We start from the raw sequence: 24,707 nt of genomic DNA on the forward strand, positions 1-24,707 counted from the left end.
GGCAATGAGTGTCAGCGCGCGGCGCGGAAATGCTTGGACAGCTTCAGGCCCTGCGCCTGGTAGTTGGAGCCGAGATCGGTGCCGTAGAGTGCCTGCGGCCGCTTCAGCATATGCTCGTAGACCAGCCGGCCGACGATCTGGCCGTGGTCGAGGATGAACGGCACTTCATGGCTGCGCACTTCCAGCACCGCCCGGCTGCCGGTGCCGCCGGACGCGGAATGGCCGAAGCCCGGATCGAAGAAGCCGGCATAATGGACGCGGAATTCGCCGACCAGCGGATCGAAGGGCGTCATCTCGGCGGCGTAGAGCGGCGGCACATGCACCGCCTCCTGGCTGACGAGGATGTAGAATTCATCGGGGTCGAGCACCAGTTCGCCGGCGCCGCTCTTGTGGATCGGTTCCCAGAAGTCGACGACTTCCTGGGCCGCGCGCTTGTCGACATCGACGAGGCCGGTGTGATGCTTGCCGCGATAGCCGACCAAGCCGCTTTGATCGCCGTTGAGGTCGATCGACAGCGCGATGCCGCCGCCGGAAATGTTCGGCGGCTCGGTGGCGACCAGCATCTGCGTGCGATGCAGGTCGTGCAACTCGGCTTCCGAGAGCAGCGCATTGCCGATGCGGAAACGGATCTGCGACAGGCGCGACCCGGTGCGGACGACGATCGGGAAGGTGCGCGGGCTGACTTCCAGAAAGAGCGGGCCATGATAGCCGGCGGCGATCTTGTCGAACTCGTGGCCGCGATCGGTCATGACGCGGGTGAAGATGTCGAGCCGCCCGGTCGAGCTCTTCGGATTGGCCGAGGCTGAAATGTCCGCCGGCAGCGCCAGGCTTTCAAGCAGGGGCACGATATAGACGCAGCCGGTCTCCAGCACCGCGCCCTCGGCCAGATTGATCTCGTGCAGCTGCAGCCGGTCGAGCTTTTCCGAGACCTTGTGATTGGGGCCGGGCAGGAAGGAGGCGCGCACCCGCCAGGCCTTGTCGCCGAGCCTGAGATCAAGGCTGGCCGGCTGGATCTGGTCGGCATCGAGCGCACGCGCCGACTTCAGCGCGCCGGACTGGAACAGCGCCGATATGTCCTGGTCGGGAAGAATGCCTGTCTGCCGCAAGGCTCCACTCCTGCTTGGTACAAACCTCTTAATGAAGCCGGCAATTGACGCAAGCGCGGTGCGGGTCTAAAGGGTCGTTATCCCGTGGTGATTTGGCCGGTCGGCTTGCAGCCACGTTAAACAAGTCGCTAAAGGACCGTCGGGCCGCAAGGCCGTATGGACCGGTTGCGACTTTCGCGGCCGGTTTTTTTGTGTCTGGAAGAAAAGCGATGAGCACCAAGAAGCGCAACTGGAAGCCTCAGACGGCACTCGTGCACAGCGGAACGCTGCGTTCCGGTTTCGGCGAAACGTCAGAAGCGATCTATCTCACCCAAGGCTATGTCTACGAAACGGCGCAAGCCGCCGAAGCCCGTTTCAAGGGCGAAGAGCCGGGTTTCATCTATTCGCGCTACGCCAATCCGACCGTCGACATGTTCGAGAAGCGCATGTGCGCGCTGGAAGGTGCCGAAGACGCGCGCGCCACCGCGTCCGGCATGGCGGCGGTGACGGCCGCCCTTCTGTGCAGCGCCAAGGCCGGCGACCATATCGTGGCGGCACGCGCGCTGTTCGGCTCCTGCCGCTGGGTGGTCGAGACGCTGGCGCCGAGATACGGCATCGAGGCGACGCTGGTCGACGGCACCGACATCGCCAACTGGGAAAAGGCGGTCAAGCCGAACACCAAGCTGTTCTTCCTGGAAAGCCCGACCAATCCGACGCTGGAAGTGGTCGATATCGCCGCTGTCGCTTCGCTTGCCAATTCGATCGACGCCAGGCTGATCGTCGACAATGTCTTCGCCACGCCCCTGCAGCAGAAGCCCCTGCAGCTCGGCGCCCATGTCGTCGTCTATTCGGCGACCAAGCACATAGACGGCCAGGGGCGCTGTCTCGGCGGCGTCATCCTGTCGGACAAGAAGTGGATCGACGAGAACCTGCACGACTATTTCCGCCATACCGGCCCAAGCCTTTCGCCTTTCAACGCCTGGACGCTGCTGAAGGGCCTGGAAACGCTGCCGCTGCGCGTACGCCAGCAGACGGAAAGTGCCGGCCGGATCGCGGATTTTCTGGCCGAACGGCCGGAAATCGCGCGCGTCATCTATCCCGGCCGCGCCGACCATCCGCAGGCCGACATCGTCAAGAAGCAGATGTCGGGCGGCTCGACGCTGATCTGCCTGGACGTCAAGGGCGGCAAGCAGGCGGCCTTCGCCTTGCAGAACGCGCTCGACATCGTCCTGATCTCCAACAATCTCGGTGACGCCAAGAGCCTGATCACCCACCCGGCGACGACGACGCACAAGAATCTCAGCGACGAGGCGCGCGCCGAGCTCGGCATCGGGCCGGGCACGCTCAGGCTGTCGGTTGGCCTGGAGGATACCGACGATCTGCTCGAGGACATCGCGCAGGCGCTGAAGGCCAGGTAGGAGGCCTTCAGGCGCCGGACGGCGTCTCTTCCAGCTCGGCCGTCTTGGTGCCGATGGTCATCGCATTGCCGCGCCAGTCGACGGCGCCGCCGAGCCAACCGCGCCCCCACATCGCCGGCAGGATCAGGTCGCGCGCCATGAGCGCAGCGACCATGCGTGGCGACAGGTACCAGCCCTTGGACCAGGCCAGGGCGCACTCTGGAAGATAGAAGGCCGCCAGCACGGCAAGGGCGGTTGCCCAGAGGCTGAAACCGGCGCTTGCCGCCGCAAGCAACGCAAGCACCAGCGGCACCACGGCGCCGGTCAGGATTTCGGGTGCGAAGAACAGCGGGAAAGTGACGCGGCGCAGGCGCGCCCAACGGGCCTGACGCGACCAGATCTCGTCAAACGAGCGCCGGCCAAGCGGCTGCTCGAAGGGGGCGGCGACGAGATTGACGCGCAGGCCGAGACTGTTCACCAGCTTGGTCGCAGCGGCATCCTCGGCGATCTCGGCGGCCAGCACGCGGATGCCGCCATTGGCGTCGAGCATCGGCTTGTTCCAGAGCATGCTCTTGCCCTGGGCAAAGCCGAGGCCGAGAGCCTCACCGGCATATTGCCAGCGCGCCTGCAGCGTGTTGAGGAAAGCGCATTCGACCTCGGCCCAGAAGCCGGCCGGCCGCGAACCAATCGGCGTCGAGCAGACAAGGCCGGTGCCGGGCCGCCAGGCAGCCATCAGGTGCTGGATGTAGTCCCTCGGCATCAGCACGTTGGAATCGGCCAGGACGACCCAGTCGTGCCGCGCCGCTTCCCAGCCCTTGACGCAATTGTTGAGTTTCGGATTGGCGCTGATGCGGTCGTCGCCGACAAGCAGCCGGGCCGGCACTTTCGGAAACCGGACGATCGTCCTGTTTATCAATTTGACCACCGGATCGTCGGCATGGGCGACGCAGAAAATCAGCTCATAGCGCGGCCAGTCGAGCGAGAAGGCGCGCTCCAGCGTCTCCTGCGTGAACGGCTCGACGCCGCGCGACGGCACGACGATCGACACCGGCCGCGGCTTGCCGGCCGGCGGCGCAATGGTGCGACGCCGTCTCAGACGCGACGCGGCGAGCACGATGCTGGCGAGATTCGAGAGGATGAGGACGGTTGAAAGCGTGGCGGCTATGAGAGTGAGTTGCATCGAGATCCGGTCACTCCAGGAAAACCGGTCCGCAAGATGGCCGGTTTCAACAGTTCAGCAGAGCGCCCGAGTCGCGCGTCACCAGTCCGCGCACACCATCATTGTCATATGTCACTTAAATGACATTCTTTGTCGGCACCTGCCCGCGAGGTCGGCCAGAGGAGGCTTCGATCGGTTGACCTAACCGCACGGAGCGCCGAAAGTTCCGCTGGAACCGTTTTTTGGAGCCGCTTATGTATAGCGCCGTCACGCGCAACATCGAAGTGCAGGTCAGGCCGTTCTATCTGGAGGACCGTTCGGATCCCTCTGAGAACCGCTATGTCTGGGGCTATCAGATAACGATCGACAATCAGTCGGACGATTTCGTGCAGCTTCTGTCGCGCTATTGGCACATCACCGACGGCACCGGCCGGGTCGAGGAAGTGCGCGGCCCCGGCGTGGTCGGCGACCAGCCCGAACTCAATCCCGGCGACAGCTACCAGTACACGTCCGGTTGCCCGCTCTCGACACCGTCCGGCATCATGGTCGGGCATTACACGATGCGCAACAAGCGGGGCGAGACGTTCGACATCGCCATTCCGGCGTTTTCGCTGGACTTGCCGGGGACGCGGCGGACGGTGAATTGATTTCGCCTCACCGGCCGCGGAGCGACCGGTGAGGCGTGGTTTCTACTCTACTGGGCCGCAAATTCCGCCGGGTCGAAATCATATTGCTTCGAACAGAATTCGCAGGCGACGTGGATGCCGCCGTCTTCGGTGCTGTCCTTGATCTCCTGGGCGGAAAAACCCTCGAGGATGCCGCGGATCTTGTCCCTGGAGCACGAGCACTGGTCGGCGACCGGAACGCCGCCGAAGACGCGCACGCCATGCTCGTGGAACAGCCTGTAGAGCAGCCGCTCGGCGCCGATCGTCGGGTCGATGAGTTCGGTCGGCTCGATGGTGCCGAGCAGAGCCAGCAACTCCTGCCAGGAATTGTCGACCGGATCGTGGATCTCCTCACGCGGATCGCCATCGCCGCCCGGCAGGTCCGGGACGCGCATGCGCTCGGGCGACTGCGGCAGGAACTGCGCCAGGATACCGCCGGCGCGCCATTGCTCGCGGGCGCCGCCGGGACCGGGCGTCAAAAGCTTGGCCACCGACAGCCTGATATCCGTCGGGATCTGCTCCGACTGACGGAAATAGGTGCGTGCCGCGTCTTCCAGGGTCTCGCCATCGAGCTGGACGATACCCTGATAGCGCTGCGTATGGGCGCCCTGGTCGATGGTCAGCGCCAGCACGCCACTGCCGAGCAGCGTCTGCTGGGAGGTTTCGCCCGCCGCGACCAGCGCTTCCAGCCGGTCGGCATCGAAACGCGCATAGGCGCGCAGCGCCGAGGGCGTGGAAAAATCCGCAACCAGCATGTCGACGGGTCCGTCGGTGCGGGTCTGCAGGATGAACTTGCCCTCGAACTTCAGCGAAGTGCCGAGCAGCACGGTCAGCACACAGGCCTCCGCCAGCAGGCGGGCGACCGGCTCGGGATAATCGTGGCGGCTGAGGATGGCGTCCAGCATCGGCCCGAGTTGGACCGTGCGGCCGCGCACGTCGAGAGGGCCGACCTCGAATGGCACGACGTGATCGTCGCCGGCATAGCCGAATTCGCCGAGTTTGGGGTGATGTTCAGTCACTTGATAGGTTTCCAACATGACAAAGCTCCAGGGCGCGGCCATGCCGCCCTCCGGGGCGCATGCGTCGAAACGCGCTTGATTTGCGTGATGCGGCGCAAATAGGCATCACACGCCCGCAGATCAAGCTCCCAGGGATCAAGCGCCCAGACACTTCAAGCGCCTAGACACCAGGCAAGCACGGCCTTCTGGGCATGGAGCCGGTTCTCGGCCTCGTCGAAGACCACCGAATGCGGTCCGTCGATAACCTCGTCTGTCACTTCCTCGCCGCGATGCGCCGGCAGGCAGTGCATGAACAGCGCGTCCGGCTTGGCTCTCGCCATCAGCTTGGCATTGACCTGGTAGGGCGAGAACACATTGTGGCCGCGGGCGCGATGCTCCTGGCCCATCGACACCCAGCAATCGGTGACGATGCAGTCGGCCTGATCGACGGCTTCCTCGGGCGAGCGGGTGAAGTGCAGCTTGCCACCATGCGCCTGCGACCAGTCGATATGCTTCTGCGCCGGCTCGCTGCCTTCGGGAACGGCGACGTTGAGGTTGAAGCGGAACCGGGCCGAGGCCTCGAGCAAGGAATGCAGCACATTGTTGCCGTCGCCGGTCCAGGCGATGGTCTTGCCGGCTACCGGACCGCGATGTTCCTCGAAGGTCATGATATCGGCCATCAGCTGGCAGGGATGGGTATCGTCGGTCAGTCCGTTGATCACCGGCACGGTGGCGTTCTCGGTCAATTCCAGCAGCCGCTCATGCGAGGTGGTGCGGATCATGATCGCATCGACATAGCGCGACAGCACCTTGGCGGTGTCGGCGATGGTCTCGGAACGGCCGAGCTGCATCTCGGTGCCGGTCAGCATGATGGTCTCGCCGCCGAGCTGCCGCATGCCGACGTCGAAGGAGACGCGCGTGCGCGTCGACGGCTTGTCGAAGATCATCGCCAGCACCTTGCCTTCGAGCGGTTTGGTGCGCTCGCCGGCCTTGAGCCGCGCCTTTCGCACCACCGCGTCGTCCAGCATCAAGCGCAGGTCGCCTTCGGAAACGGTGGAAAGATCGGTGAAATGGCGAACTGACATCAGCAATGATTCCGGGATTACTTCGCCGCGGCGGAAGCGATCGCCTCCGCCAGGCCCTTGGCGCCGGCGCGGATGCGGTTGAGCGCGTCATGGATCTCGGCGTCGGTGACGGTGAGCGGCGGCAACAGGCGAATGACGTTGTCGCCGGCCGGAACCGCCAGCAGGTGCTGGTCGCGCAAGGCCATGTTCACCTTGGTGTTGGGCATGGCGCATTTGAGGCCGAGCATCAGCCCGGCACCCCTGATGTCCTCGATGATTTCGGGAAACTCGTCGGCGACCGACGCCAGACCCTGCTTCATCAGCAGCGCCTTGCGCTGGACATCTTCGAGGAAGCCGTCTTCCAGCACGACATCGAGCACGGCGTTGCCGACCGCCATGGCAAGCGGGTTGCCGCCGAACGTGGTGCCATGCACGCCGGCGGTCATGCCGACCGCCGCTTCATCCGTGGCAAGGCAGGCGCCCATCGGGAAGCCACCGCCAATACCCTTGGCAATCGCCATGATGTCGGGCGTTACCCCCGACCATTCATGTGCGAACAGCTTGCCGGTGCGGCCGATGCCGCACTGGACCTCGTCGTAGATCAACAGCAGGCCGTGCTGCTCGCACAATTGCCTGAGCCGCTTCAGCGACTGCGTCGGCACCGGGCGGATACCGCCCTCGCCCTGCACCGGCTCGATCAGGATCGCGGCCGTCTCCGGCGTGATCGCCTTTTCGGCGGCGTCAATGTCGTCGAAGCCGACCTGGTCGAAACCCTCGACCTTGGGGCCGAAGCCCTCGAGATACTTGTACTGGCCGCCAGCCGCGATGGTCGCCAGCGTGCGGCCGTGGAAGGCGCCTTCGAAGGTGATGATGCGGAAGCGCTCGGGATGGCCTTTGACGAAATGGTAGCGCCGCGCCGTCTTGATCGCGCATTCCAGCGCCTCGGCGCCGGAATTGGTGAAGAACACCTTGTCGGCGAAGGTGGCGTCGGCCAGCCGTTCGCCAAGCCGGCTCTGCCCGGGGATCTCGTAGAGGTTGGAGACATGCCACAGCTTGGCTGCCTGCTCGGTGAGTGCGGCGACCAGGTGCGGATGGCTGTGGCCCAGCGAATTGACGGCGATGCCGCCGGCGAAATCGAGATATCGCTCGCCCTTGTCGGTAATCAGCCATGTGCCTTCCCCGTGGTCGAAGGCCAGGGGTGCGCGAGCAAAGGTCTCGTAAAGCGCCGAACCGCTCATTATATGCGTCTCCGGTACCGGAAAATCAAAAAAGCCGCCAAAGCGGCGGCCTGTGCGGCTTATCCTGTTTTTCGGCCATGAAGTCAACGAAAACGTCGCGTAGTGGCGCGCGGCAAGCCCCCCGACGGGACGCCGGCTCATAAGCGACCGGGCAAGTTGGGGAAAACCGAAAAAACCGATTCGTGTTGCACTTGGGACTCTTGTCACCGAGTCAGCGCATAGAGTAGTTGTAGTCGAGAAATAACTAGATTTCGTGCGGCGGACCTAATCACCAGATATATGTGGTGTCTGCCCTGGCAAATGTTGCCGGGTCGGGAGAAGGATTCCGATTGCCGCACGCTTAGAGGAGCGCGGTCTCATGAACTGGACTGACGAGCGGGTAGAACTCTTGAGAAAACTGTGGTCGGAGGGTCTGAGCGCAAGCCAGATTGCTGCGCAGCTTGGAGGGGTCAGCCGCAATGCGGTCATCGGGAAGGTGCATCGGCTGAAACTGTCGGGCCGCGGTCGCTCGACCGCCACGCCGGCACGCCAGAAGAAGGCAGCGCAAGGATCGACCGTCCAGAAATCGGTATCACGCGCCGCAACCACGGCACGCCATGTCACGACATCGGTCGGCGCCACTGCTTTGCAGACGCAGTTCGACGCCGAACCCGTGGCACGCCATTACATCCGCCCGATCGAAAATGTCGTGCTGCCGATCTCGCGGCATCTGCAGCTGGTCGAGCTGACCGAGCGGACCTGCAAATGGCCGAACGGCGATCCGCTTTCAGAGGACTTCCATTTCTGCGGCAACGATGCCGCCGAAACCGGTCCCTACTGCAAGTATCACGCCCGCGTGGCATTCCAGCCGGCATCGGAGCGGCGGCGGAGCAGGTAGATAGGGAATAGGGGAGTAGGGGAGTAGGGGAGTAAGGCAGTAGGGCAGTATGTGCGCGGAAAGTCGCGCTCACGAAATGCCACCCTACTGCCCTACTGCCCTACTGCCCTACTGCCCTACTGCCCTACTGCCCTACTGCCCTACTGCCCTACTTCACAACCAGCCATTCTTCCTGAACCGCCAATACAGAAACGCGCAGATCAGCGCGATCGTGGCCAGAACCACCGGATAGCCGTATTCCATCTTCAGTTCCGGCATGTCGCTGAAGTTCATGCCGTAAATGCCGGCGAGCGCCGTCGGCACCGCCAGGATTGCGGCCCAGGAAGCGAGCTTCTTGGTGTTGGCCGTTTCCTGACTCTGGCCGACCAGCAAGCTCGCCTCGAAAGCGAATGCCAGCACCTCGCGCAGGCTGTCGATCTTCTCCTGAACGGTGCGGATGTGATCGGTGACGTCGCGGAACAGCGGATGCATGGCGGTGTGGATCTGCGGCAGCTCGGCGCTGGTCAGCCTTCGGCAGACTTCGACCAGCGGAAGCGCGGCATTGCGCAGGCGCAGGAGATCGCGGCGCAGCATATAGAGCCGCTCTATGTCGGGAGCGGTCATCGGCTTCAGCAGAACCTTGTCCTCGATCGCCTCGACCTCGTCCTCGATCTGCTCGAGCACCGGCATGTAATTGTCGACGATGAAATCGAGGATGGCATAGAGGACGAAATCCTCGCCCTTGGCCAGCGAGTGCGGACAGCTTTCCCAGTGCTGACGCACGGCGGCATAGGACGTCGAGGGACCGTGCCTGACGCTGACTATGTAGCCTGAGCCGACGAACAAATGGGTCTCGCCGAAGGTGACCCGGCCCTCGATCAGCTGCGCGGTGCGGGCGACGATGAACAAGGCGTCGCCATATTGCTCGATCTTCGGCCGCTGGTGCGGGTGCTCGGCATCCTCGATCGCCAGCTCATGCAGGTGAAACTGCGCCTGGACGCGCAGCAACAGGTTACGGTCGGGCTCCAACAGGCCGATCCAGACGACGTGACCGGATTTTTTTGCCCATTCGCCGGCTTCCTCGATGGGAATGTCGGCGATGCGGCGCCCCGCCGTGTAAACGCCGCAAGCGATAATGCCGGATATCGGCGCAGGCGCCGGGGTCAGGTTCCGAACATTTTCCATCACGACCTCCCGGAGCAAATCCACGGACGAGGATAGAGGCAAGGCCCGGAAAGCTTATCGTAAATCGGGTGAGGGTTCGAGAGGCGGCGTTCACTTCACCGGCTGCGTCTCGGAAAGGCTGATTTTGTCGGTCTTGTCGCCCTTGGGCCGCTCAGCCGGCAACTGATCGCCGGTGACGATGTAGTAGATGGTCTCGGCTATGTTGGTGGCGTGATCACCGATACGCTCGATGTTCTTGGCGCAAAACAGCAGATGCGTGCAGGGGGTGATGTTACGCGGATCTTCCATCATGTAGGTCAGCAATTCGCGAAACAGCGATGTGTACATGGCGTCGATCTGGTCGTCACGATCGCGCACGAAGCCGATTTTCTCCACCGAACGGGACGCGTAGACGTCGAGCACTTCCTTGAGCTGGGTCAACGCCAGGTTGGAGAGGGCCTCGAGGCCGCGGAACAGGCTGGTCGGCTGGCGTCCGTCGGTGACGGCGACCACCCGCTTGGCAACGTTCTTGGCGAGATCGCCAACCCGTTCGAGGTCGGCGGAGATGCGGATGGTCCCGACGATCTCGCGCAAATCCGCCGCCATCGGCTGACGCTTTGCAATGATGATGATCGCCTTGTCGTCGATTTCGCGCTGGCCCTCGTCCAGTACGGTATCGTCGCGGATGACCTTCTGGGCAAGGCCCGGGTCGGCATTGACGAGAGCGGTGACCGCCTGTTCGACCATGCGCTCGGCATGGCCACCCATCGCGGCGATGCGCTTCGACAGATATTTCAACTCTTCGTCATAAGCGCTGACGATGTGCACGGACTGCATGGCAAATGCCTTCCCACGGGGTGTTTTGATTTTGAGTCGTTTCCTCGAATCCCCGCTGATACGCTAGCCGGATGACAGAAAAAAGAAACAGTCCCCTTGAATTAGGGCGGTATCAGTGCGCCGGCAAATGAACCGAGAATGCCGCGCCGTTGCCGACTTCGGACTTGATCGAAAGCCGGGCGTTGTGGCGCGTCAGGATATGCTTGACGATCGACAGGCCGAGGCCGGTGCCTTTCTGGGTCCGGCTGGTCTCGACATCGACGCGGTAGAAGCGCTCAGTGATGCGCGGAATGTGCTCCTCGGGAATGCCAGGGCCAAAGTCCCTGATCGTCACGTCGATGCCCGGCTCTGATCCGGCATCGCTATGCGCTATGGATACAACCACGCGCCCACCCGACTGCCCGTATTTGCAGGCGTTTTCCAGGAGGTTCTCGAAAACCTGGAAAAGCTCATCGCGATCGCCAGGCACATGAAGCGGTCCATCGGCGTAGCGCCGCTCGATGGCAACGGCGTTTTCGCTGGCCAGCGGTCCGAGCGAGTCGATGACGCTGTCGACGGTCTGGCGCAGGTCCACCTCGGTTCCCGGCTTCAGATAGGGTTTCATCTCGAGCCGCGACAGCGACAACAAATCGTCGATCAGACGCGCCATGCGGCCGGTCTGGCTCTGCATGATCTGCAGAAACTGGTCGCGCGCCGCCGCGTCGTTGCGGGCTGGCCCGCGCAGCGTTTCGATAAAGCCGGCGATGGAGGCAAGCGGGGTGCGCAGTTCGTGGCTGGCATTGGCGATGAAGTCGGCGCGCATGCGGTCGATCCTGCGCGTTTCGCTCTGGTCCTTGAACACCAGCACATAGAGATCGGTGGCGTGACCGACCGAGGACACGCTCACCCGGTAAGCCCGTTCGACCGGCAGCTTCTCCATGTAGTCGACGACATCCGAGGCGACATCGCCCGATAGCACGCCATCCAGCAGAGCCTGCATTTCCGGCGCCCGGAATTTCAGCGACAGCGACATGCCTGGCGCGATGCCGCCGAAAGCGGCGAAGGCGGCGGCGTTGGCATGGACGATGGTGGCAGCCCGGTCGAAGATGATCAGCGGATCGGCGACGGCGGCGGCCAGATATTCACCCGAGAGCCGCTGCAGGCCGATGGCCTCGATGGCAGCGCCGCTGCCGGTGGATTGGCGCGCGCCGGCGGCCGGCAGTATTGCCGCTGCAAACAGCAACAGCAGCGCCGCAAGGACGACATAGGCTGAAATCCCGGCCAAGGCATAAACGGCGACGATCGCGACGACGCCGGCCGCAAGCAGCCAGCGGCTGTTCCACAGCCGTGCGGCCATGGTTTGCGTGATGCCTCTCTGCTCTGTGTCCAGGTCAGCCATCTGCCCGCGGGCCCGCACCCATGCCTTCGCACCCGGTCCACGGTGGCGGAAAAACTTCCACTAGACCGTTCCGGAGGCTCCCCATAGCATGAGTCCGGAAGCTGGAAAGGGTTCGTCTCGATGAAAAAAGCCAAGGAAAGTCCCGCCGCGCCAACTTCGGGGCCGCTGAAGATCAGGATCGGCGGCAAGGAGCGGGAGTTCGATATCGAAAACCCCGTGCTTCCCGACTGGGTCGAGGACAACAAGCTGACTGCCGGCGCCTATCCCTACGACAAGAAGATGAAAAGCGACGAGTATGACGAGACGCTCGAGAAGCTGCAGATCGAGTTGGTCAAGGCGCAGGCCTGGCTGCAGTCGACCGGCAAACGGGTGATGGCGCTGTTCGAGGGCCGCGACGCTGCCGGCAAGGGCGGCACGATCTTCGTGGTGCGCCAGTACCTCAATCCGCGCACCGCACGCAACGTGGCGCTGACCAAACCGACCCCGACCGAACTGGGGCAATGGTACTACCAGCGCTATGTCGACCATTTCCCGACTTCAGGCGAATTCGTCACCTTCGACCGCTCCTGGTACAATCGCGCCGGCGTCGAGCCGGTGATGGGTTTCTGCACGCCGCAGCAGCACGAGCAGTTTCTCGACGAGACGCCGCATTTCGAGCGGATGATCTCCAACGAGGGGATTCACTTCTTCAAATTCTGGCTGAACATCGGCCGGGAAACGCAGCTCGAGCGCTTCCACGACCGCCGCTACAGCCCGCTGAAGAGCTGGAAGTTTTCGCCCATCGACGTTGCGGGCATCACCAAGTGGGACGACTACACCAAGGTGCGCGACACAATGTTCGAGCGCACCCACAAGGAATTCGCGCCATGGATCATCGTACGGGCCAATGACAAGCGGCGCGCGCGGCTGGCGGTTATGCGGCGCATCCTGTCGTCTCTGCCCTATGAGGGGCGCGATCTCGAAATCATCGGCAAGGAAGACAAGAAGATCATCGGCGAAGGGCCGTCATTCCTGGGAAAACAGGATTGACGCTTTTTTGCGTCGCGCGGCAAGGAACCGCGCGACGCAATCATGATGCTTAAGCCGCCAGCCTGGCGATACGCTGCAATCGCCGCAGCGTCGTATCATCCTGCAGCGCCTGCTGGAAAAGCGAGATCTCCTGATCGATGCGGTCGCAGAGGGCCTCGGTGTTCCCCTTCAGCAGGCCGCGCGTCTGCAGCAGGGCGGCGACCGGCTTCTTGACGAGCTGTCTTGCCCGACCAAGGGCCGCCTCCTCGACGGTGCCTCCCGGCACGATCTCCGCGACCAGGCCGAGCGCCCTGGCATCTTCGGCGCGAAGCGTGTCGCCGAGGCAGAAGAAGCGGAAGGCACCGGCGTAGCCGAGCTTCTGCGGCGCCAGGATGCTGGTCGCCGCATCCGGCACCAGGCCGAAATCGACGAACGGCACCCTGAACGTGCTCTCATCGGACGCAATCACCATGTCGCAATGGAACAGGATGGTGCAGCCGACACCGACGGCATCGCCATCGACGCAGGCAAGGATGGGCTTTGGAAACGTCGCCAGCGTGCGGAACAGGTCGGTGACGGCGGCGATCAGTTTCTGGTGCTTGGTGGCGTCGAGGAATTCGGAGAAGTCGCCGCCCAGACAGAAACAGCCTGCCAGGCCGCGCAAGACGACGACGCGAACCTCCTCATTGTCGGCTGCTTCATGGAAGGTCCTTGCCAGGCTTTCATAGGCCCTCCTGTCCAGCACCGGCCGGCCGTCACTCGACGACACGGTGACCACCAGCGTGTGGTTGCGAAGTTCAGGTTGCGGGTGTGTGCTCATGACTGTCTCCGATCTCATGACGCACGCCTTTGCCCGAGCATGTCGGGATATCCCCTGGCCAGCACGGGAGCAAAATGATTGCGGCGCGACCGCACCACATCGAGTGTGTGCTCGTTGAAGGTCAGCAAGGTGGCGACCACCTGCTGGTTGCCATAGGTGCGCTGATAGCCAAGCGGGGTCGCCAGGAAATGCAGTTGCAAGGCGCGCAGCACCCACATCGGCTCGAACTCGATGATCACCTTGTCGACGCCGCGCTTCAGCCCCCACTCGACGAAACCGGCAATCAGTTCGGTGCCGACGGTCGAAACGCCGCGACGACCATCGCGAAAACCGGGAGCCACCGCGTAGCGGGTCAATTCCCAGATGTTTGGACCCGATGGCGGCGTTCCTTCGGAAAGATCGGTCAAGACCTCGGTCAGCAGATGTGGCCGCGTCGTCGGCAACATCCTCTGATAACCCGCCACTTCACCGCCCCTGATGACGATCTGATGGACCGCCTCGTCGTGATCGAACTGGTCGAGTTCGAGCCCGTCGGGGCGCCTGAGGTCATCCCACCCCATCTCCTCGACGAATATCTTGTAGCGCAAACGATGGACGGCCTCCCAAAGGTCGGGACGTTCCATCAATTCCTGGGTTGTAAGGGAAAAAAGCATTCCGCCGTCTCCTGCGTTCAGAGGAAGATACGGCCGTGCTTTGATGAGAAAATTGCGTGATCGCGTAGGCAAGGATTTCAGGTCGGCACGGCCGACCTAACTAATGTAGCCGCGCCGTATCGCTTCCGCGACGGCCTGCACCCTGTTGACGGCACCTAGTTTGCTTTTGGCGTTAAGAAGATGTTTCTCCGAGGTGTGTTCGGAAATGCCGAGGATTTGCGAAATCTCCCATTCGGACTTGCCGACGGCGGCCCATTGCAGGCATTCGCGCTCGCGCGGCGTCAGCACGATATGATCGATGGTCCTGTTCGCCATGGTGTGGAGTTGCATGGCGCGGCCAACCGCGTAGGTCGAGACCAGCGACACCTGGCCGAATTCGGCGGCGGACAATTCCACGGCCTCGCCGCCCAGCGACACCATGACGATCTGGCCGTCGAGCGTGATCAGCGGAAAGGCCAACCCATCGCGCAGTTTGAAGGCGCCGGCATCGCCCATCACCTCGCCGCTGCTCTTGTCTATGCGGATGCCTTGGGACGCTTCATGCCACTGGAAGGGCGCCTGCAACTGTTTCATATGGCTGACGACCGGGTCATGATCGACATAGTTGCGCGCGACATAGCGCTCCAGCCACTCGCCAGGCCAATCGCAGAGAAGCACATGCTGCTTTTGCTGGCCGGCCGGCGTGCCTGGCTGCGGGACGGTTCCCGCCATCAGTGCGGTGAGACCGAAATCCGATGTTATGCCCAGCAGCCTTTCGCAGACCGCCGCCGCCGTTGCGGCGTGCTGCAGTTGGTCTATGTATTCCAGCGTGCGATCGAACTGACCCATCGCAACATCAACCCCATGTTGCCTTGTGCATTGCGGCCAATGATGCGTGCCTGATTTACACTTCGCCACCGACCACGGATTGCAAATCGCATACTTATTTTGTGGCTCCCTCTCACCGAGGCGACCGAAGCTGATTTGCAAACCGGCTAAATCATATCCTGAAATCGGCGTGTTGAAATCAAAAACCATTGTGCCTGTACCATTTTCGTACCAAAACCGGTGCGAGCACGACTGTGGCGGAGTTTTATCTTGGCGTTCCGGTGGAGGTCCTTCGCCTTTGCGATGCTGATCGGGTTGCTGTCGTTCGCCGACGGTGCGCGCGCCGCGGCGCCTCAGGTTCCGGTGCTGTGGGATGCCAAGGAGCGGCTGCCCAAGCCAGACCTTTCGAAGCTGCCCCGGCTGAGATTCCTCACCACCACGGACTTCCCGCCTTTCAACTTCCTCGACGGTGCGGGAAAGCTGTCCGGCTTCCACATCGATCTGGCACGCGCCATCTGCGCCGAGCTTGGCATTGTCGAAAAATGCCAGATCCAGGCCCTGCCCTGGGCCGAGCTGGAAGGCGCACTGCAGAAAGGTGAAGGCGAGGCGATCATCGCCGGCATCGCCGCCACACCGGAATCGCGCGCGACCTACGCCTTCTCACGCTCCTATCTGCAGTTTCCGGCGCGCTTCGTCATGCCGAAGGGCAAGGCGCTGACCGAGCCCGTCTTTGACAAATTGCACGGCAAGCGTGTCGGCGTGATATCAGGCTCGGCGCATGAGCGCATGCTGCGCGACTATTTCAACACGGTCCAGGTCGTCCCTTTCGACAGGCCGGAAGAACTGTATGCCGATCTCAAGGCCGGCAAGGTCGACGCCGCCTTCGGCGACGGCATGCGCCTGGCTTTCTGGCTGGGTGGCTCGGACGCGGCGGGCTGCTGCCGCTTTGCCGGCGGGCCCTATCTGGCGCCCGAATATCTGGGCACGGGCATGGCCATCGCCACCAAAGCGGACAATCCGGCGCTGGCCGCAGCGATCGACTACGCGCTGCAGGAAATTTCAATGAAAGGCACGTTCGCCGAATTTTATCTGCGCTATTTCCCCGTCAGTTTTTTCTAAAGCCAAGGACTTTCAGGTCAGGGTACGCAGCCGCGCCTTGGCCGCGCGGCCGATGGCAGCAACCGTCAGCGTGTCGAGATCGAGCTGACGCCGGATCAGCTGCAGCACCCGCACCTCTTCCATGCGCATTTCGAGGTCGACGGCGGCAACCTCGAAGGCGGCGGCATAGGCGGTGTCGCGCAGCCGCTCGGGCAAGACCTCGGCGACTTCAGCCAGCACACCCTCCAGCCCATCCTTTTCGTGCAGGCGCTTCTGGCAGTCCTGGGCGACGCCGACCAGCCTGTCGTGGTTGAAGTCCTCGAACACCGGCCAGGAGCGGACGACCTCGCCGATCCGCGCCAGTTCAACATCGGTCATGTCGCGGTCGGAGGCCGAGGTGATGACCATCAGATAGATCAGGGCTTCATGAGGTGTCGGCAATTTTTTCTCCTTGAACCGGGCCTCGAAGTTAGGAACGCCCATTCTGCACCGCAAGGAAAAAGCGCCGCACGCGTTGACGCTCCGGCGCTGCACGCCTAGAGACCGGTTGAAAAACCCTTGCTGCGGCCCGCCTTCGGGCCGGCAGATGATTTGGAAAACTGTGACATGGCGGGATCAAACATCATCGATCTCAACCCCGAGCTGCTGGCGGCCGCGACCGAAAGCAAGGCGTGGCCGTTCGAGGAAGCCAAAAAGATCATCGAGCGCTACAAAGGCGCCGACTTTCCGCAAACAGTCCTGTTCGAGACCGGCTACGGGCCGTCCGGCCTGCCGCATATCGGCACGTTCGGCGAGGTGGCGCGCACCTCGATGGTGCGCCATGCCTTCCGTGTCCTGACGCAGGACAAGGTCGCGACCAAGCTGCTGTGCTTTTCCGACGATATGGACGGCATGCGCAAGATACCCGACAGCGTGCCGGACCGCGCCGCACTCGAGCCGCATCTGCACAAGCCGCTATCGTCGGTCCCCAACCCCTTCGGCGGCGACTATGCGAGCTTCGCCGACCACAACAATGCGATGCTCTGCCGCTTCCTCGACACGTTCGGCTTCGACTACGAGTTCGCCAGCGCGACCCAATACTACAAGGCCGGCCGTTTCGACGCGATGCTCAAGCGCGCCGCCGAGCGCTATGAGCAGATCATGGCGGTGATGCTGCCGACGCTCGGGCCCGAGCGGCAGGCGACCTACAGCCCGTTCCTGCCGATCTCGCCGAAGAGCGGCCGCGTGCTTTACGTGCCGATGAAGCATGTCGACGCCAAAGCCGGCACCATCACCTTCGACGACGACGGCACCGAGACCACGCTTTCGATCACCGGCGGCCGCGTGAAGCTGCAGTGGAAGCCGGATTTCGGCATGCGCTGGGCAGCGCTTGGCGTCGATTTCGAAATGTTCGGCAAGGACCACCAGACCAATGCGGTGGTCTACGACCGTATCTGCAACATTCTGGGCGGACGGGCGCCGGAGCATTTCGTCTACGAACTGTTCCTCGACGAGAACGGCCAGAAGATCTCGAAGTCGAAGGGCAACGGGCTGACCATCGACGAGTGGCTGACCTATGCGCCGACCGAAAGCCTCGGGCTCTACATGTACCAACGGCCGCGGCAGGCCAAGAAGCTGTATTTCGACGTTATCCCGCGGGCCGTGGATGAATACTACACGTTCCTCGCCGCCTATCCCCGCCAGGACTGGAAGGAGCGGCTGGGCAACCCGGTCTGGCATATGCATGACGGCAACCCGCCAGCGATCGACATGCCGGTGCCGTTCTCTCTGCTGCTCAATCTGGTCAGCGCTTCCAACGCGCAGAACAAGGATGTGCTGTGGGGGTTCATTTCACGTCATACGCAAGGCGTGACGCCGGCGACGCATCCAGAGCTCGACCGGCTGGTCGGCCATGCGATCCGCTATTTCGACGATTTCGTGAAGCCGACGAAAACCTTCCGGCCCGCCGACGAGGTCGAGCGCGAAGCGCTGGCAGCCCTCGACGAAGCACTTGGCGCGCTGCCCGCCGACGCCAGCGGCGAAGCGATCCAGAACGCCTCGCTCAACGTCGCACGCAGGATCGAGCGCTATCAGGATCATTCCAAGCAGAGCCCGGAAGGCGGCCCCGGCGTATCGGGCGCCTTCTTCCAGATGATCTACCAGGTGCTGATCGGCCAGGAGCGCGGCCCGCGCTTCGGCTCGTTCGCAGCACTCTATGGCGTTGCCGAGACGCGTGCGCTCATTGAGCGGGCGCTGGCTGGTCAGCTGGCTTGAGCACGCCGTCGACCTCTTCCAGAATCGAACCCGGCGCCTGAGGTGCCGGGCTTGGCGCGGCCGGCATCGCCGGCATGCCCGACAGATCGGGCGCCGATCCGAAAATGCCCTTCTTGCCCGTGCGCGCCTTGTCGCCGGCCTCGACATAGGGGCCGCCCTTGGCGGCGCGCGCCCAGCCATTTTCGACCAGCCACTGACCGACATCCTGCTTGCCGATCCGGCACTCGGCTGCGATCACGTCGCGGCCGCCCTGCGGCGGCACCGTGCAGACCACCGCGCGGCCGCGCAGGAAGGCGCGGAACGCTGTCCTCGCCCGGACACCGCACGGCCAGGACTTGCCGTCCTCGCTGCAAATCTCGTCCTGCCTGACGATGTCGATGCCGGAAACCGCGACCGAGTAGCCCTTCGCCTCGATCAAGCCGGCGGCCGGCGCAACCGGCTGGAACAGCTTTGTGCCGTTCCAGTCGTCAGGCATTTTCGGCTTGGGCGGCACGGCCAGCGCGAGTTTGCTCAGCGGCTCGCGCGGCTCGATCCGTTCAAGCCCGTCGGCGGGCAGTTCCGGCGGCGCGACGATTTCGGGATCGATCGCCCTCGAATGCGTCGCCGGCTGCGGAGCTGCGATGGCCGATGTGGCCGGCTCCTCGGGCAGCGTCCCGGCAGCCTGCTGCGCCATCGCATCGGCGCCCGGATCAAGCTGGTCCACGGTGATGACGCTTTCACTACCTTTCAGAATGTGACCGCCAGTGACGACAATGGCTGCCATCACAGGGACCATCAGAACCGCCAGCGCATGATGGAGAAGCCGCACCAGCTTGACCTATTGGCTTGCCCAGACAATCCGCGCCACCCATTCGACATCGCGCATGGGAATATCGCGGTCGGGATGATCGGGATTGAGCGAGACCAGCGCAATCGACCTGACGGTCTGGCGCTCGAGCACCTTGGCCATCACTTCGCCTGATGTGGTCTTGACGACGACGCGATCGCCCTTGCGGGTAACGGCGCCCGGTTCGACGATGAGGACGTCGCCATTGCGGTAGAGCGGCAGCATGGAATCGCCCTGCACCTGCAAAGCATAGGAACTCTCGGTCGATTGCGTCGGCAGTTCGATCAGATCCCAGCCCTGCCCGGCTGGAAAGCCGGCATCGTCGAAGAAGCCGCCGGCGCCGGCCTGGGCAAAGCCGAGCAGCGGCACGGAGCTTCGGCGGGCGACCGAAGCCGCATGGCTGGCCCCGGCCCGACCTTCAATCAAACCGGTGAATTCGTCGAGGGAAGCGCCCGTTGCCTCCATGATCTTTGCCAGTGATTCGGTCGAGGGCCAGCGCGGCCGGCCATCCGACGACAGGCGCTTCGACTTGTTGAAGGCGGTGGAATCGAGCCCCGCACGCTTGGCCAGCCCCGAGGCCGAAAGCGAATAGCGCTCGGCAAGAGCATCAATGGCAGCCCAGACACGGTCATGCGAGAGCATGTGTCGCTCTCCTTTGAACAGGAAAAAATACCTTCCCTGTTCTAACCCCGGACCGCCATCTTGTCCACAGTGCAAGGCTTACTCACGCCGCTTTCCTGGTCTCGCCTTTCGCATAGGGATCGAAGCGCTGATAGAAGCTCTCACCCTTCTCGGCCATGTCGAGCAGCAGCTTGGGCGCCTTGAACTCGGCGCCGTATTTCTTCTGCAGGTTTCTGGCGATCTTGACGAACGCCTTGGCGCCGATGCCGTCGATGTAGGACAGCGCACCGCCGGTATAGGGAGCGAAGCCGAAAGCGAGGATCGAGCCGACATCGGCCTCGCGCGGGTCGGTGACGATGCCTTCTTCCATCACCCGTGCCGCTTCCAGCGCGATGGTGACCAGCAGCCGCTGCTGCAGTTCCTCATAATCGACCTTCTCGGGCGCAAGCTGCGGATAGAGATCCCTGAGGCCCGGCCACAGCTTCTTCTTGGCGGGCTTGGCCGGATAATCGTAAAAACCCTTGCCGTTCTTGCGGCCGAAGCGGCCGTGATCGTCGACCATGGTGTTGATCAGCGCCATCTGCTTGGGATCGACCGCCTTGTCGCCCAAATCCCTGATGGTCTGCTTCATGATCTTCTGGGCAAGGTCGATGGCCGTTTCGTCGGTCAGTGCCAGGGGGCCGACCGGCATGCCGGCTGCCTTCGCCGCGTTCTCGATCATCGGCGCGGGCACACCTTCGATCAGCATCTTGTAGGCTTCCGACATGTAGCGCAGCACGCAGCGGTTGACGTAGAAGCCGCGCGTGTCGTTGACGACGATCGGCGTCTTCTTGACGGCGCGAACGAAGTCGATCGCGGTGGCCAGCGCCTTGTCGCCGGTCTTCTTGCCCAAAATGATCTCGACCAGCATCATCTTGTCGACCGGCGAGAAGAAATGAATGCCGACGAAATTCTTCGGCCGCGCCGAATTCTTGGCCAGCGACGAGATCGGGATAGTGGAGGTGTTCGACGCGAAGATCGCCGATGGCTTCAACACGGCTTCCGCCTGTTCGGTGGCGCTCTTCTTGACGCCCGAATCCTCGAACACCGCCTCGACCACCAGATCGCAGCCGGCAAGGTCGGCGTAGTCCGCCGTCGGCGTGATCAGCGACAGCAGTTTGTCCTTGTCCTCCGGCTTGGCACGGCCCTTCTTGACCTGATCCGAGACCAGGCTGTCGGAATGCGCCTTGCCCTTGGCGGCCGACTCCAGATCACGGTCGAGCAGCACCACCGGGATGCCGGCCTTGGCGGTGACATAGGCGATGCCGGCGCCCATGAAGCCGGCGCCGAGAATGCCGATCTTCTTGAACTTGGTTTCGGGCACGCCGGCCGGGCGGCGGGCGCCCTTGTTCAGTTCCTGCAGCGACACAAACAGCGAGCGGATCATCGCCGCCGCTTCCCTGGTCTGCATGATCTCGGTGAAATAGCGCTGCTCGATGCGCAAGGCGGTGTCGAATGGCACCAGCAGGCCTTCATAGACGCATTTGAGGATCGCGGCGGCGGCCGGATAGTTGCCATAGGTCTCGCGGCGCAAGATGGCGATGGCCGGCGGCCACAGATTGAAACCGGCCGGCGAATAGATCTGGCCGCCTGGCAGCTTGAAACCTTTCTCGTCCCATGGCGCCACCGGCTTCAGCCCATTCCTGATCATCGCCTTGGCGGTCTCGACCAACCTGGCCGGCTCGGCGATCTCATGGATCAGGCCCATCGACTTGGCCTTCTGCGGCGACAGCGTCTGGCCGGAGGTCAGCATCTGCAACGCCTGCTGCTGATCGGTCAGCCGCGGCACGCGCTGGGTGCCGCCGGCGCCCGGGAAGATGCCGATCTTCACCTCGGGAAGCGCCATCTTCACCTTGTCGCTATCGGCGGCGACACGGCCGTGGCAGGCGAGTGACAATTCGAAGGCGCCGCCCATGCAGGTGCCGTTGATCGCCGACACCCAAGGCTTTCCTGATGTTTCCAGCTTGCGGAACAGGCCGGTCATCATGCCGGCATTGTCGAACAGCGCCTTGGTGGCCTTTTCGACGTCCTTGCCCTTTTCCGCGGCGAAGGTCGTCAGCATCTTCTGCAGCAAAGAGATATCTGCACCGCCGGAGAAGGTATCCTTGCCGGAGGTGATCACGGCGCCCTTGATGGCGGCGTCACCAGCCACCTTGTCGACAATGGCGTTCAATTCCCGCATCGCCTCTTCGGTGAAGACGTTCATCGAACGGCCGGGCATGTCCCAGGTGACCAGCGCAATGCCGTCGGCGTCGGTGTCGAGGGCGAAATTGGTGTAGCTCATCGTTTCTCTCCCCGTCAGACGCGTTCGATGATGGTTGCGGTGCCCATGCCGGCGCCGATGCACAGTGTCACCAGAGCGGTGTTGAGATCGCGCCGCTCGAGTTCGTCCAGCACCGTGCCGAAGATCATCGCGCCGGTGGCGCCGAGCGGATGACCCATGGCGATGGCACCGCCATTGACGTTGATCTTGTCATGCGGAATGTCGAAAGCCTGCATGTAGCGCAGCACCACCGAAGCGAAGGCTTCGTTGAGCTCGAACAGGTCGATGTCCGAGAGCTTCATCTTGGCGCGCTTCAACAGCTTCTCGGTGACGTCGACCGGACCGGTCAGCATCAGCACAGGCTCGGAGCCGATGTTGGCGAAGGTGCGGATACGCGCGCGGGGCTTCAGCCCCATCGCCTTGCCGGCCTTCTTCGAACCGAGCAGAACGGCCGCCGCACCATCGACGATGCCGGACGAATTGCCGGCATGATGGACGTGGTTGACCTCTTCCACTTCGGGATGCTTCTGCACCGCGACCGCATCGAAGCCGCCCATTTCGCCGGGCATGACGAAGGACGGGTTGAGCGAGGCCAGCGACTGCATGTCGGTCGACGGGCGCATATGCTCGTCATGGTCGAGGATGGTCAGGCCGTTCTGGTCCTTGATCGGGATGACGGATTTCTTGAAGCGGCCATCCGCCCAGGATTTGGCGGCGCGCTTCTGGCTCTCGACCGCATAGGCGTCGACGTCGTCTCTGCTGAAGCCGTATTTGGTGGCGATCAGGTCGGCCGAGATGCCTTGCGGCACGAACCAGCCGGGCAGGCCGACCGAAGGATCCATGAACCAGGCACCGCCCGAGGCGCCCATGCCGACGCGCGACATCGATTCGACACCGCCGGCAATGACGATCTCGTCCGCTCCCTGCGCGATCTTGGCGGCACCGAAATTGATGGCGTCGAGCCCGGAAGCGCAGAAGCGTGAGATCTGCATGCCGGGCGCCTTGGTGTCGTAGCCGGCCTCGAAGGCGGCGGCGCGCGGAATGACCGAACCCGCCTCGCCGACCGGATCGACGCAGCCGAAGATGATGTCGTCGACGTTTGCAGTGTCCAGCCCATTGCGGTCGCGCAGCGCTTCGAGCGTCTTGGCGGCAAGCCGCACCGCCGGCACCTCGTGCAGCGATCCGTCTTTCTTGCCCTTGCCGCGCGGTGTGCGCACGGCGTCATAGACATAAGCTTCAGCCATTTGCTTGCTCCTTGGGTTTGCCTGATGTCGCCTTCAGAGAGAGCGTCCGATCAGCAATTTCATGATCTCGTTGGTGCCGCCGTAGATGCGCTGGACGCGGGCGTCGCGGAACATGCGGGCGATCGGGTATTCATTCATGTAGCCATAGCCGCCATGCAGTTGAAGGCATTCGTCGACGACTTTTCCCTGCAGGTCGCTGAGCCAGTACTTGGCCATCGACGCTGTCACGGGATCGAGGCCGCCCGCGATGTGGCGGGTGACGCAATCATTGTAGAAGACGCGGCCGATGGTGGCCTCGGTCTTGAGTTCGGCCAGCTCGAACTGGGTGTTCTGGAAATCGATGATCGCCTTGCCGAACGCCTTGCGCTCCTTGACGTAGTCGATGGTCAGCGCCAGCGCCCGCTCGATCATGGCGATGGCGCCTGTGCCGATCTGCAGCCGCTCCTGCGGCAGTTGCTGCATCAACTGGACGAAGCCCTGCCCTTCCTCGTGGCCGAGCAAATTGGAGGTCGGCACGCGCATGTCGTTGAAGAACAGCTCCGACGTGTCGTTGGCCTTGAGCCCGATCTTGTCGAGGTTACGGCCGCGCTGAAAACCTTCCACCTCGTCGGTCTCGACGACGATCAGCGAGGTTCCCTTGGCCCCCTTCTCCGGATCGGTCTTGGTGACGACGATGATGAAGTTCGCAAGCTGGCCGTTGGTGATGAAGGTCTTGGAACCATTGATCTTGTAGTGGTTGCCATCCTTCTGCGCCCGCGTCTTGACTCCCTGCAGATCGGAACCGGCGCCGGGCTCGGTCATGGCGATGGCGCCGATCAGCTCGCCGGTCGCCAGCTTCGGCAGCCATTTCTTTTTCTGCTCCTCGGAGCCGTAGTGGAGGATATAAGGGGCGACGATCGAATTGTGCAGGCCGATGCCGAACCCGTCGACGCCGACATGGCCAATGGCCTCGATGATGGCGCTCTCATGCGCGAAGGTGCCGCCGGAGCCGCCATATTCCTCCGGCATAGAAGCGCAGAGCAGGCCGGCGGAACCTGCCTTCAGCCAGCTTTCGCGATCGACCATCTCGTTCTTCTCGAACTCGTCGTAGCGCGGCGCGATCTCCTCCGACATGAAGCGATGCGCCATGTCGTAGAGCATGCCGACCTCGTCCGCCGCCCAGGCGGGCTTCGGCAAAGAGAGCACTTCGGCGGGATTTGTCGCCACGATTTCCTCCGCGTATCGACAGACAGAA

Annotated in this window: 23 protein-coding genes and 1 riboswitch; of the genes, 6 read left to right on the forward strand and 17 right to left on the reverse strand. The window is 63.1% G+C overall.

Translation table 11 applies throughout. From position 1 onward, the window contains the following. Positions 1–11: 11 nt before the first annotated feature. The gene (locus tag M729_RS0112290) at positions 12–1,106 is read right to left on the reverse strand and encodes a 2'-deoxycytidine 5'-triphosphate deaminase (protein WP_027161719.1); all 1,095 of its coding nucleotides are present in this window, start codon (positions 1,104–1,106) and stop codon (positions 12–14) included. Positions 1,107–1,180: 74 nt separating this feature from the next. Further along, positions 1,181–1,258: riboswitch (SAM riboswitch) on the forward strand. 57 nt (positions 1,259–1,315) lie between these two features. Here M729_RS0112290 and M729_RS0112295 point away from each other — a divergent pair. Further along, on the forward strand, positions 1,316–2,503 hold the full coding sequence (locus M729_RS0112295; protein ID WP_027161720.1) for an O-succinylhomoserine sulfhydrylase: 1,188 nt from the start codon (positions 1,316–1,318) through the stop codon (positions 2,501–2,503). 7 nt (positions 2,504–2,510) lie between these two features. Here M729_RS0112295 and M729_RS0112300 read toward each other — a convergent pair whose 3' ends face one another. After that, complete coding sequence (locus tag M729_RS0112300; protein WP_027161721.1) at positions 2,511–3,662, reverse strand: ceramide glucosyltransferase; 1,152 nt, start codon at positions 3,660–3,662, stop codon at positions 2,511–2,513. A 233-nt stretch (positions 3,663–3,895) separates the two neighbouring features. On the opposite strand from M729_RS0112300, the gene apaG reads away from it, so the two are divergent. Beyond that, on the forward strand, positions 3,896–4,288 hold the full coding sequence (gene apaG, locus M729_RS0112305; RefSeq protein WP_013533640.1) for a Co2+/Mg2+ efflux protein ApaG: 393 nt from the start codon (positions 3,896–3,898) through the stop codon (positions 4,286–4,288). A 47-nt stretch (positions 4,289–4,335) separates the two neighbouring features. On the opposite strand, the gene M729_RS0112310 is transcribed toward apaG, so the two are convergent. From M729_RS0112310 to M729_RS0112320, 3 genes are all read right to left on the reverse strand, one after another. After that, entirely contained in the window at positions 4,336–5,367 is a 1,032-nt protein-coding gene (locus M729_RS0112310) for an Hsp33 family molecular chaperone (RefSeq protein WP_013533641.1), read from the reverse strand. A 110-nt stretch (positions 5,368–5,477) separates the two neighbouring features. After that, complete coding sequence (gene argF / locus M729_RS0112315; protein WP_013533642.1) at positions 5,478–6,389, reverse strand: ornithine carbamoyltransferase; 912 nt, start codon at positions 6,387–6,389, stop codon at positions 5,478–5,480. Positions 6,390–6,406: 17 nt separating this feature from the next. Continuing rightward, positions 6,407–7,606, reverse strand: coding sequence for an aspartate aminotransferase family protein (locus M729_RS0112320; protein ID WP_013533643.1), 1,200 nt, complete (start codon positions 7,604–7,606; stop codon positions 6,407–6,409). 358 nt (positions 7,607–7,964) lie between these two features. On the opposite strand from M729_RS0112320, the gene M729_RS0112325 reads away from it, so the two are divergent. Further along, complete coding sequence (locus tag M729_RS0112325) at positions 7,965–8,483, forward strand: GcrA family cell cycle regulator (protein ID WP_027161722.1); 519 nt, start codon at positions 7,965–7,967, stop codon at positions 8,481–8,483. Positions 8,484–8,636: 153 nt separating this feature from the next. Here M729_RS0112325 and M729_RS0112330 read toward each other — a convergent pair whose 3' ends face one another. The 3 genes from M729_RS0112330 to M729_RS0112340 form a co-directional block, all read right to left on the reverse strand. Beyond that, complete coding sequence (locus tag M729_RS0112330; RefSeq protein ID WP_013533645.1) at positions 8,637–9,647, reverse strand: magnesium and cobalt transport protein CorA; 1,011 nt, start codon at positions 9,645–9,647, stop codon at positions 8,637–8,639. Positions 9,648–9,737: 90 nt separating this feature from the next. Further along, complete coding sequence (gene phoU, locus M729_RS0112335) at positions 9,738–10,463, reverse strand: phosphate signaling complex protein PhoU (protein WP_013533646.1); 726 nt, start codon at positions 10,461–10,463, stop codon at positions 9,738–9,740. A gap of 112 nt (positions 10,464–10,575) precedes the next feature. After that, entirely contained in the window at positions 10,576–11,841 is a 1,266-nt protein-coding gene (locus M729_RS0112340; RefSeq protein WP_027161723.1) for an ATP-binding protein, read from the reverse strand. Positions 11,842–11,961: 120 nt separating this feature from the next. Here M729_RS0112340 and ppk2 point away from each other — a divergent pair, with 120 nt between their 5' ends. Then, entirely contained in the window at positions 11,962–12,870 is a 909-nt protein-coding gene (gene ppk2, locus M729_RS0112345) for a polyphosphate kinase 2 (protein ID WP_027161724.1), read from the forward strand. Between the two features lie 49 nt (positions 12,871–12,919). On the opposite strand, the gene M729_RS0112350 is transcribed toward ppk2, so the two are convergent. The 3 genes from M729_RS0112350 to M729_RS0112360 all read right to left on the reverse strand — a co-directional run bounded on the left by M729_RS0112350 (position 12,920) and on the right by M729_RS0112360 (position 15,150). After that, entirely contained in the window at positions 12,920–13,669 is a 750-nt protein-coding gene (locus M729_RS0112350; RefSeq protein WP_013533649.1) for an enoyl-CoA hydratase-related protein, read from the reverse strand. 14 nt (positions 13,670–13,683) lie between these two features. Continuing rightward, on the reverse strand, positions 13,684–14,322 hold the full coding sequence (locus M729_RS0112355; RefSeq protein ID WP_013533650.1) for an acyl-homoserine-lactone synthase: 639 nt from the start codon (positions 14,320–14,322) through the stop codon (positions 13,684–13,686). Positions 14,323–14,418: 96 nt separating this feature from the next. Further along, complete coding sequence (locus M729_RS0112360; protein ID WP_013533651.1) at positions 14,419–15,150, reverse strand: LuxR family transcriptional regulator; 732 nt, start codon at positions 15,148–15,150, stop codon at positions 14,419–14,421. A gap of 249 nt (positions 15,151–15,399) precedes the next feature. On the opposite strand from M729_RS0112360, the gene M729_RS0112365 reads away from it, so the two are divergent. Beyond that, a complete protein-coding gene (locus tag M729_RS0112365; protein ID WP_027161725.1) occupies positions 15,400–16,248 on the forward strand; it encodes a transporter substrate-binding domain-containing protein in 849 nt (282 codons plus the stop codon). A 12-nt stretch (positions 16,249–16,260) separates the two neighbouring features. Here the strand turns inward: M729_RS0112365 and M729_RS0112370 are convergent, their stop codons facing one another. Further along, the gene (locus M729_RS0112370; RefSeq protein ID WP_013533653.1) at positions 16,261–16,668 is read right to left on the reverse strand and encodes a tellurite resistance TerB family protein; all 408 of its coding nucleotides are present in this window, start codon (positions 16,666–16,668) and stop codon (positions 16,261–16,263) included. A gap of 165 nt (positions 16,669–16,833) precedes the next feature. On the opposite strand from M729_RS0112370, the gene M729_RS0112375 reads away from it, so the two are divergent. After that, positions 16,834–18,480, forward strand: a complete 1,647-nt coding sequence (locus M729_RS0112375; RefSeq protein WP_027161726.1) for a lysine--tRNA ligase — start codon at positions 16,834–16,836, stop codon at positions 18,478–18,480. Here the strand turns inward: M729_RS0112375 and M729_RS0112380 are convergent. From M729_RS0112380 to M729_RS0112400, 5 genes are all read right to left on the reverse strand, one after another. Continuing rightward, entirely contained in the window at positions 18,446–19,288 is an 843-nt protein-coding gene (locus tag M729_RS0112380) for a hypothetical protein (protein ID WP_027161727.1), read from the reverse strand. The two genes, M729_RS0112375 and M729_RS0112380, sit on opposite strands and share 35 nt — an antisense overlap. A gap of 9 nt (positions 19,289–19,297) precedes the next feature. Next, positions 19,298–19,948, reverse strand: a complete 651-nt coding sequence (locus tag M729_RS0112385) for a helix-turn-helix transcriptional regulator (protein ID WP_013533656.1) — start codon at positions 19,946–19,948, stop codon at positions 19,298–19,300. Between the two features lie 82 nt (positions 19,949–20,030). Then, on the reverse strand, positions 20,031–22,250 hold the full coding sequence (locus M729_RS0112390) for a 3-hydroxyacyl-CoA dehydrogenase NAD-binding domain-containing protein (RefSeq protein WP_027161728.1): 2,220 nt from the start codon (positions 22,248–22,250) through the stop codon (positions 20,031–20,033). A 14-nt stretch (positions 22,251–22,264) separates the two neighbouring features. Continuing rightward, a complete protein-coding gene (locus M729_RS0112395; RefSeq protein WP_027161729.1) occupies positions 22,265–23,473 on the reverse strand; it encodes an acetyl-CoA C-acetyltransferase in 1,209 nt (402 codons plus the stop codon). Positions 23,474–23,506: 33 nt separating this feature from the next. After that, positions 23,507–24,679, reverse strand: coding sequence for an acyl-CoA dehydrogenase family protein (locus M729_RS0112400; protein WP_027161730.1), 1,173 nt, complete (start codon positions 24,677–24,679; stop codon positions 23,507–23,509). Positions 24,680–24,707 lie beyond the last annotated feature (28 nt).

The sequence above is a fragment of the Mesorhizobium sp. WSM1293 genome, assembly GCF_000513875.1.
Classification (GTDB): Bacteria; Pseudomonadota; Alphaproteobacteria; order Rhizobiales; family Rhizobiaceae; genus Mesorhizobium; species Mesorhizobium ciceri.

Bases quoted from the DNA above. Each gene is read 5' to 3' on its own strand.
- M729_RS0112310 (WP_013533641.1), bottom strand. From the start codon at position 5,367: ATGGCCGCGCCCTGGAGCTTTGTCATGTTGGAAACCTATCAAGTGACT.
- M729_RS0112340 (WP_027161723.1), bottom strand. From the start codon at position 11,841: ATGGCTGACCTGGACACAGAGCAGAGAGGCATCACGCAAACCATGGCC.
- ppk2 (WP_027161724.1), top strand. From the start codon at position 11,962: ATGAAAAAAGCCAAGGAAAGTCCCGCCGCGCCAACTTCGGGGCCGCTG.
- M729_RS0112395 (WP_027161729.1), bottom strand. From the start codon at position 23,473: ATGGCTGAAGCTTATGTCTATGACGCCGTGCGCACACCGCGCGGCAAG.
- apaG (WP_013533640.1), top strand. From the start codon at position 3,896: ATGTATAGCGCCGTCACGCGCAACATCGAAGTGCAGGTCAGGCCGTTC.
- M729_RS0112320 (WP_013533643.1), bottom strand. From the start codon at position 7,606: ATGAGCGGTTCGGCGCTTTACGAGACCTTTGCTCGCGCACCCCTGGCC.
- M729_RS0112325 (WP_027161722.1), top strand. From the start codon at position 7,965: ATGAACTGGACTGACGAGCGGGTAGAACTCTTGAGAAAACTGTGGTCG.
- M729_RS0112360 (WP_013533651.1), bottom strand. From the start codon at position 15,150: ATGGGTCAGTTCGATCGCACGCTGGAATACATAGACCAACTGCAGCAC.
- M729_RS0112330 (WP_013533645.1), bottom strand. From the start codon at position 9,647: ATGGAAAATGTTCGGAACCTGACCCCGGCGCCTGCGCCGATATCCGGC.
- M729_RS0112355 (WP_013533650.1), bottom strand. From the start codon at position 14,322: ATGCTTTTTTCCCTTACAACCCAGGAATTGATGGAACGTCCCGACCTT.
- M729_RS0112375 (WP_027161726.1), top strand. From the start codon at position 16,834: ATGGCGGGATCAAACATCATCGATCTCAACCCCGAGCTGCTGGCGGCC.
- M729_RS0112350 (WP_013533649.1), bottom strand. From the start codon at position 13,669: ATGAGCACACACCCGCAACCTGAACTTCGCAACCACACGCTGGTGGTC.
- M729_RS0112300 (WP_027161721.1), bottom strand. From the start codon at position 3,662: ATGCAACTCACTCTCATAGCCGCCACGCTTTCAACCGTCCTCATCCTC.
- argF (WP_013533642.1), bottom strand. From the start codon at position 6,389: ATGTCAGTTCGCCATTTCACCGATCTTTCCACCGTTTCCGAAGGCGAC.
- M729_RS0112390 (WP_027161728.1), bottom strand. From the start codon at position 22,250: ATGAGCTACACCAATTTCGCCCTCGACACCGACGCCGACGGCATTGCG.
- phoU (WP_013533646.1), bottom strand. From the start codon at position 10,463: ATGCAGTCCGTGCACATCGTCAGCGCTTATGACGAAGAGTTGAAATAT.
- M729_RS0112385 (WP_013533656.1), bottom strand. From the start codon at position 19,948: ATGCTCTCGCATGACCGTGTCTGGGCTGCCATTGATGCTCTTGCCGAG.
- M729_RS0112295 (WP_027161720.1), top strand. From the start codon at position 1,316: ATGAGCACCAAGAAGCGCAACTGGAAGCCTCAGACGGCACTCGTGCAC.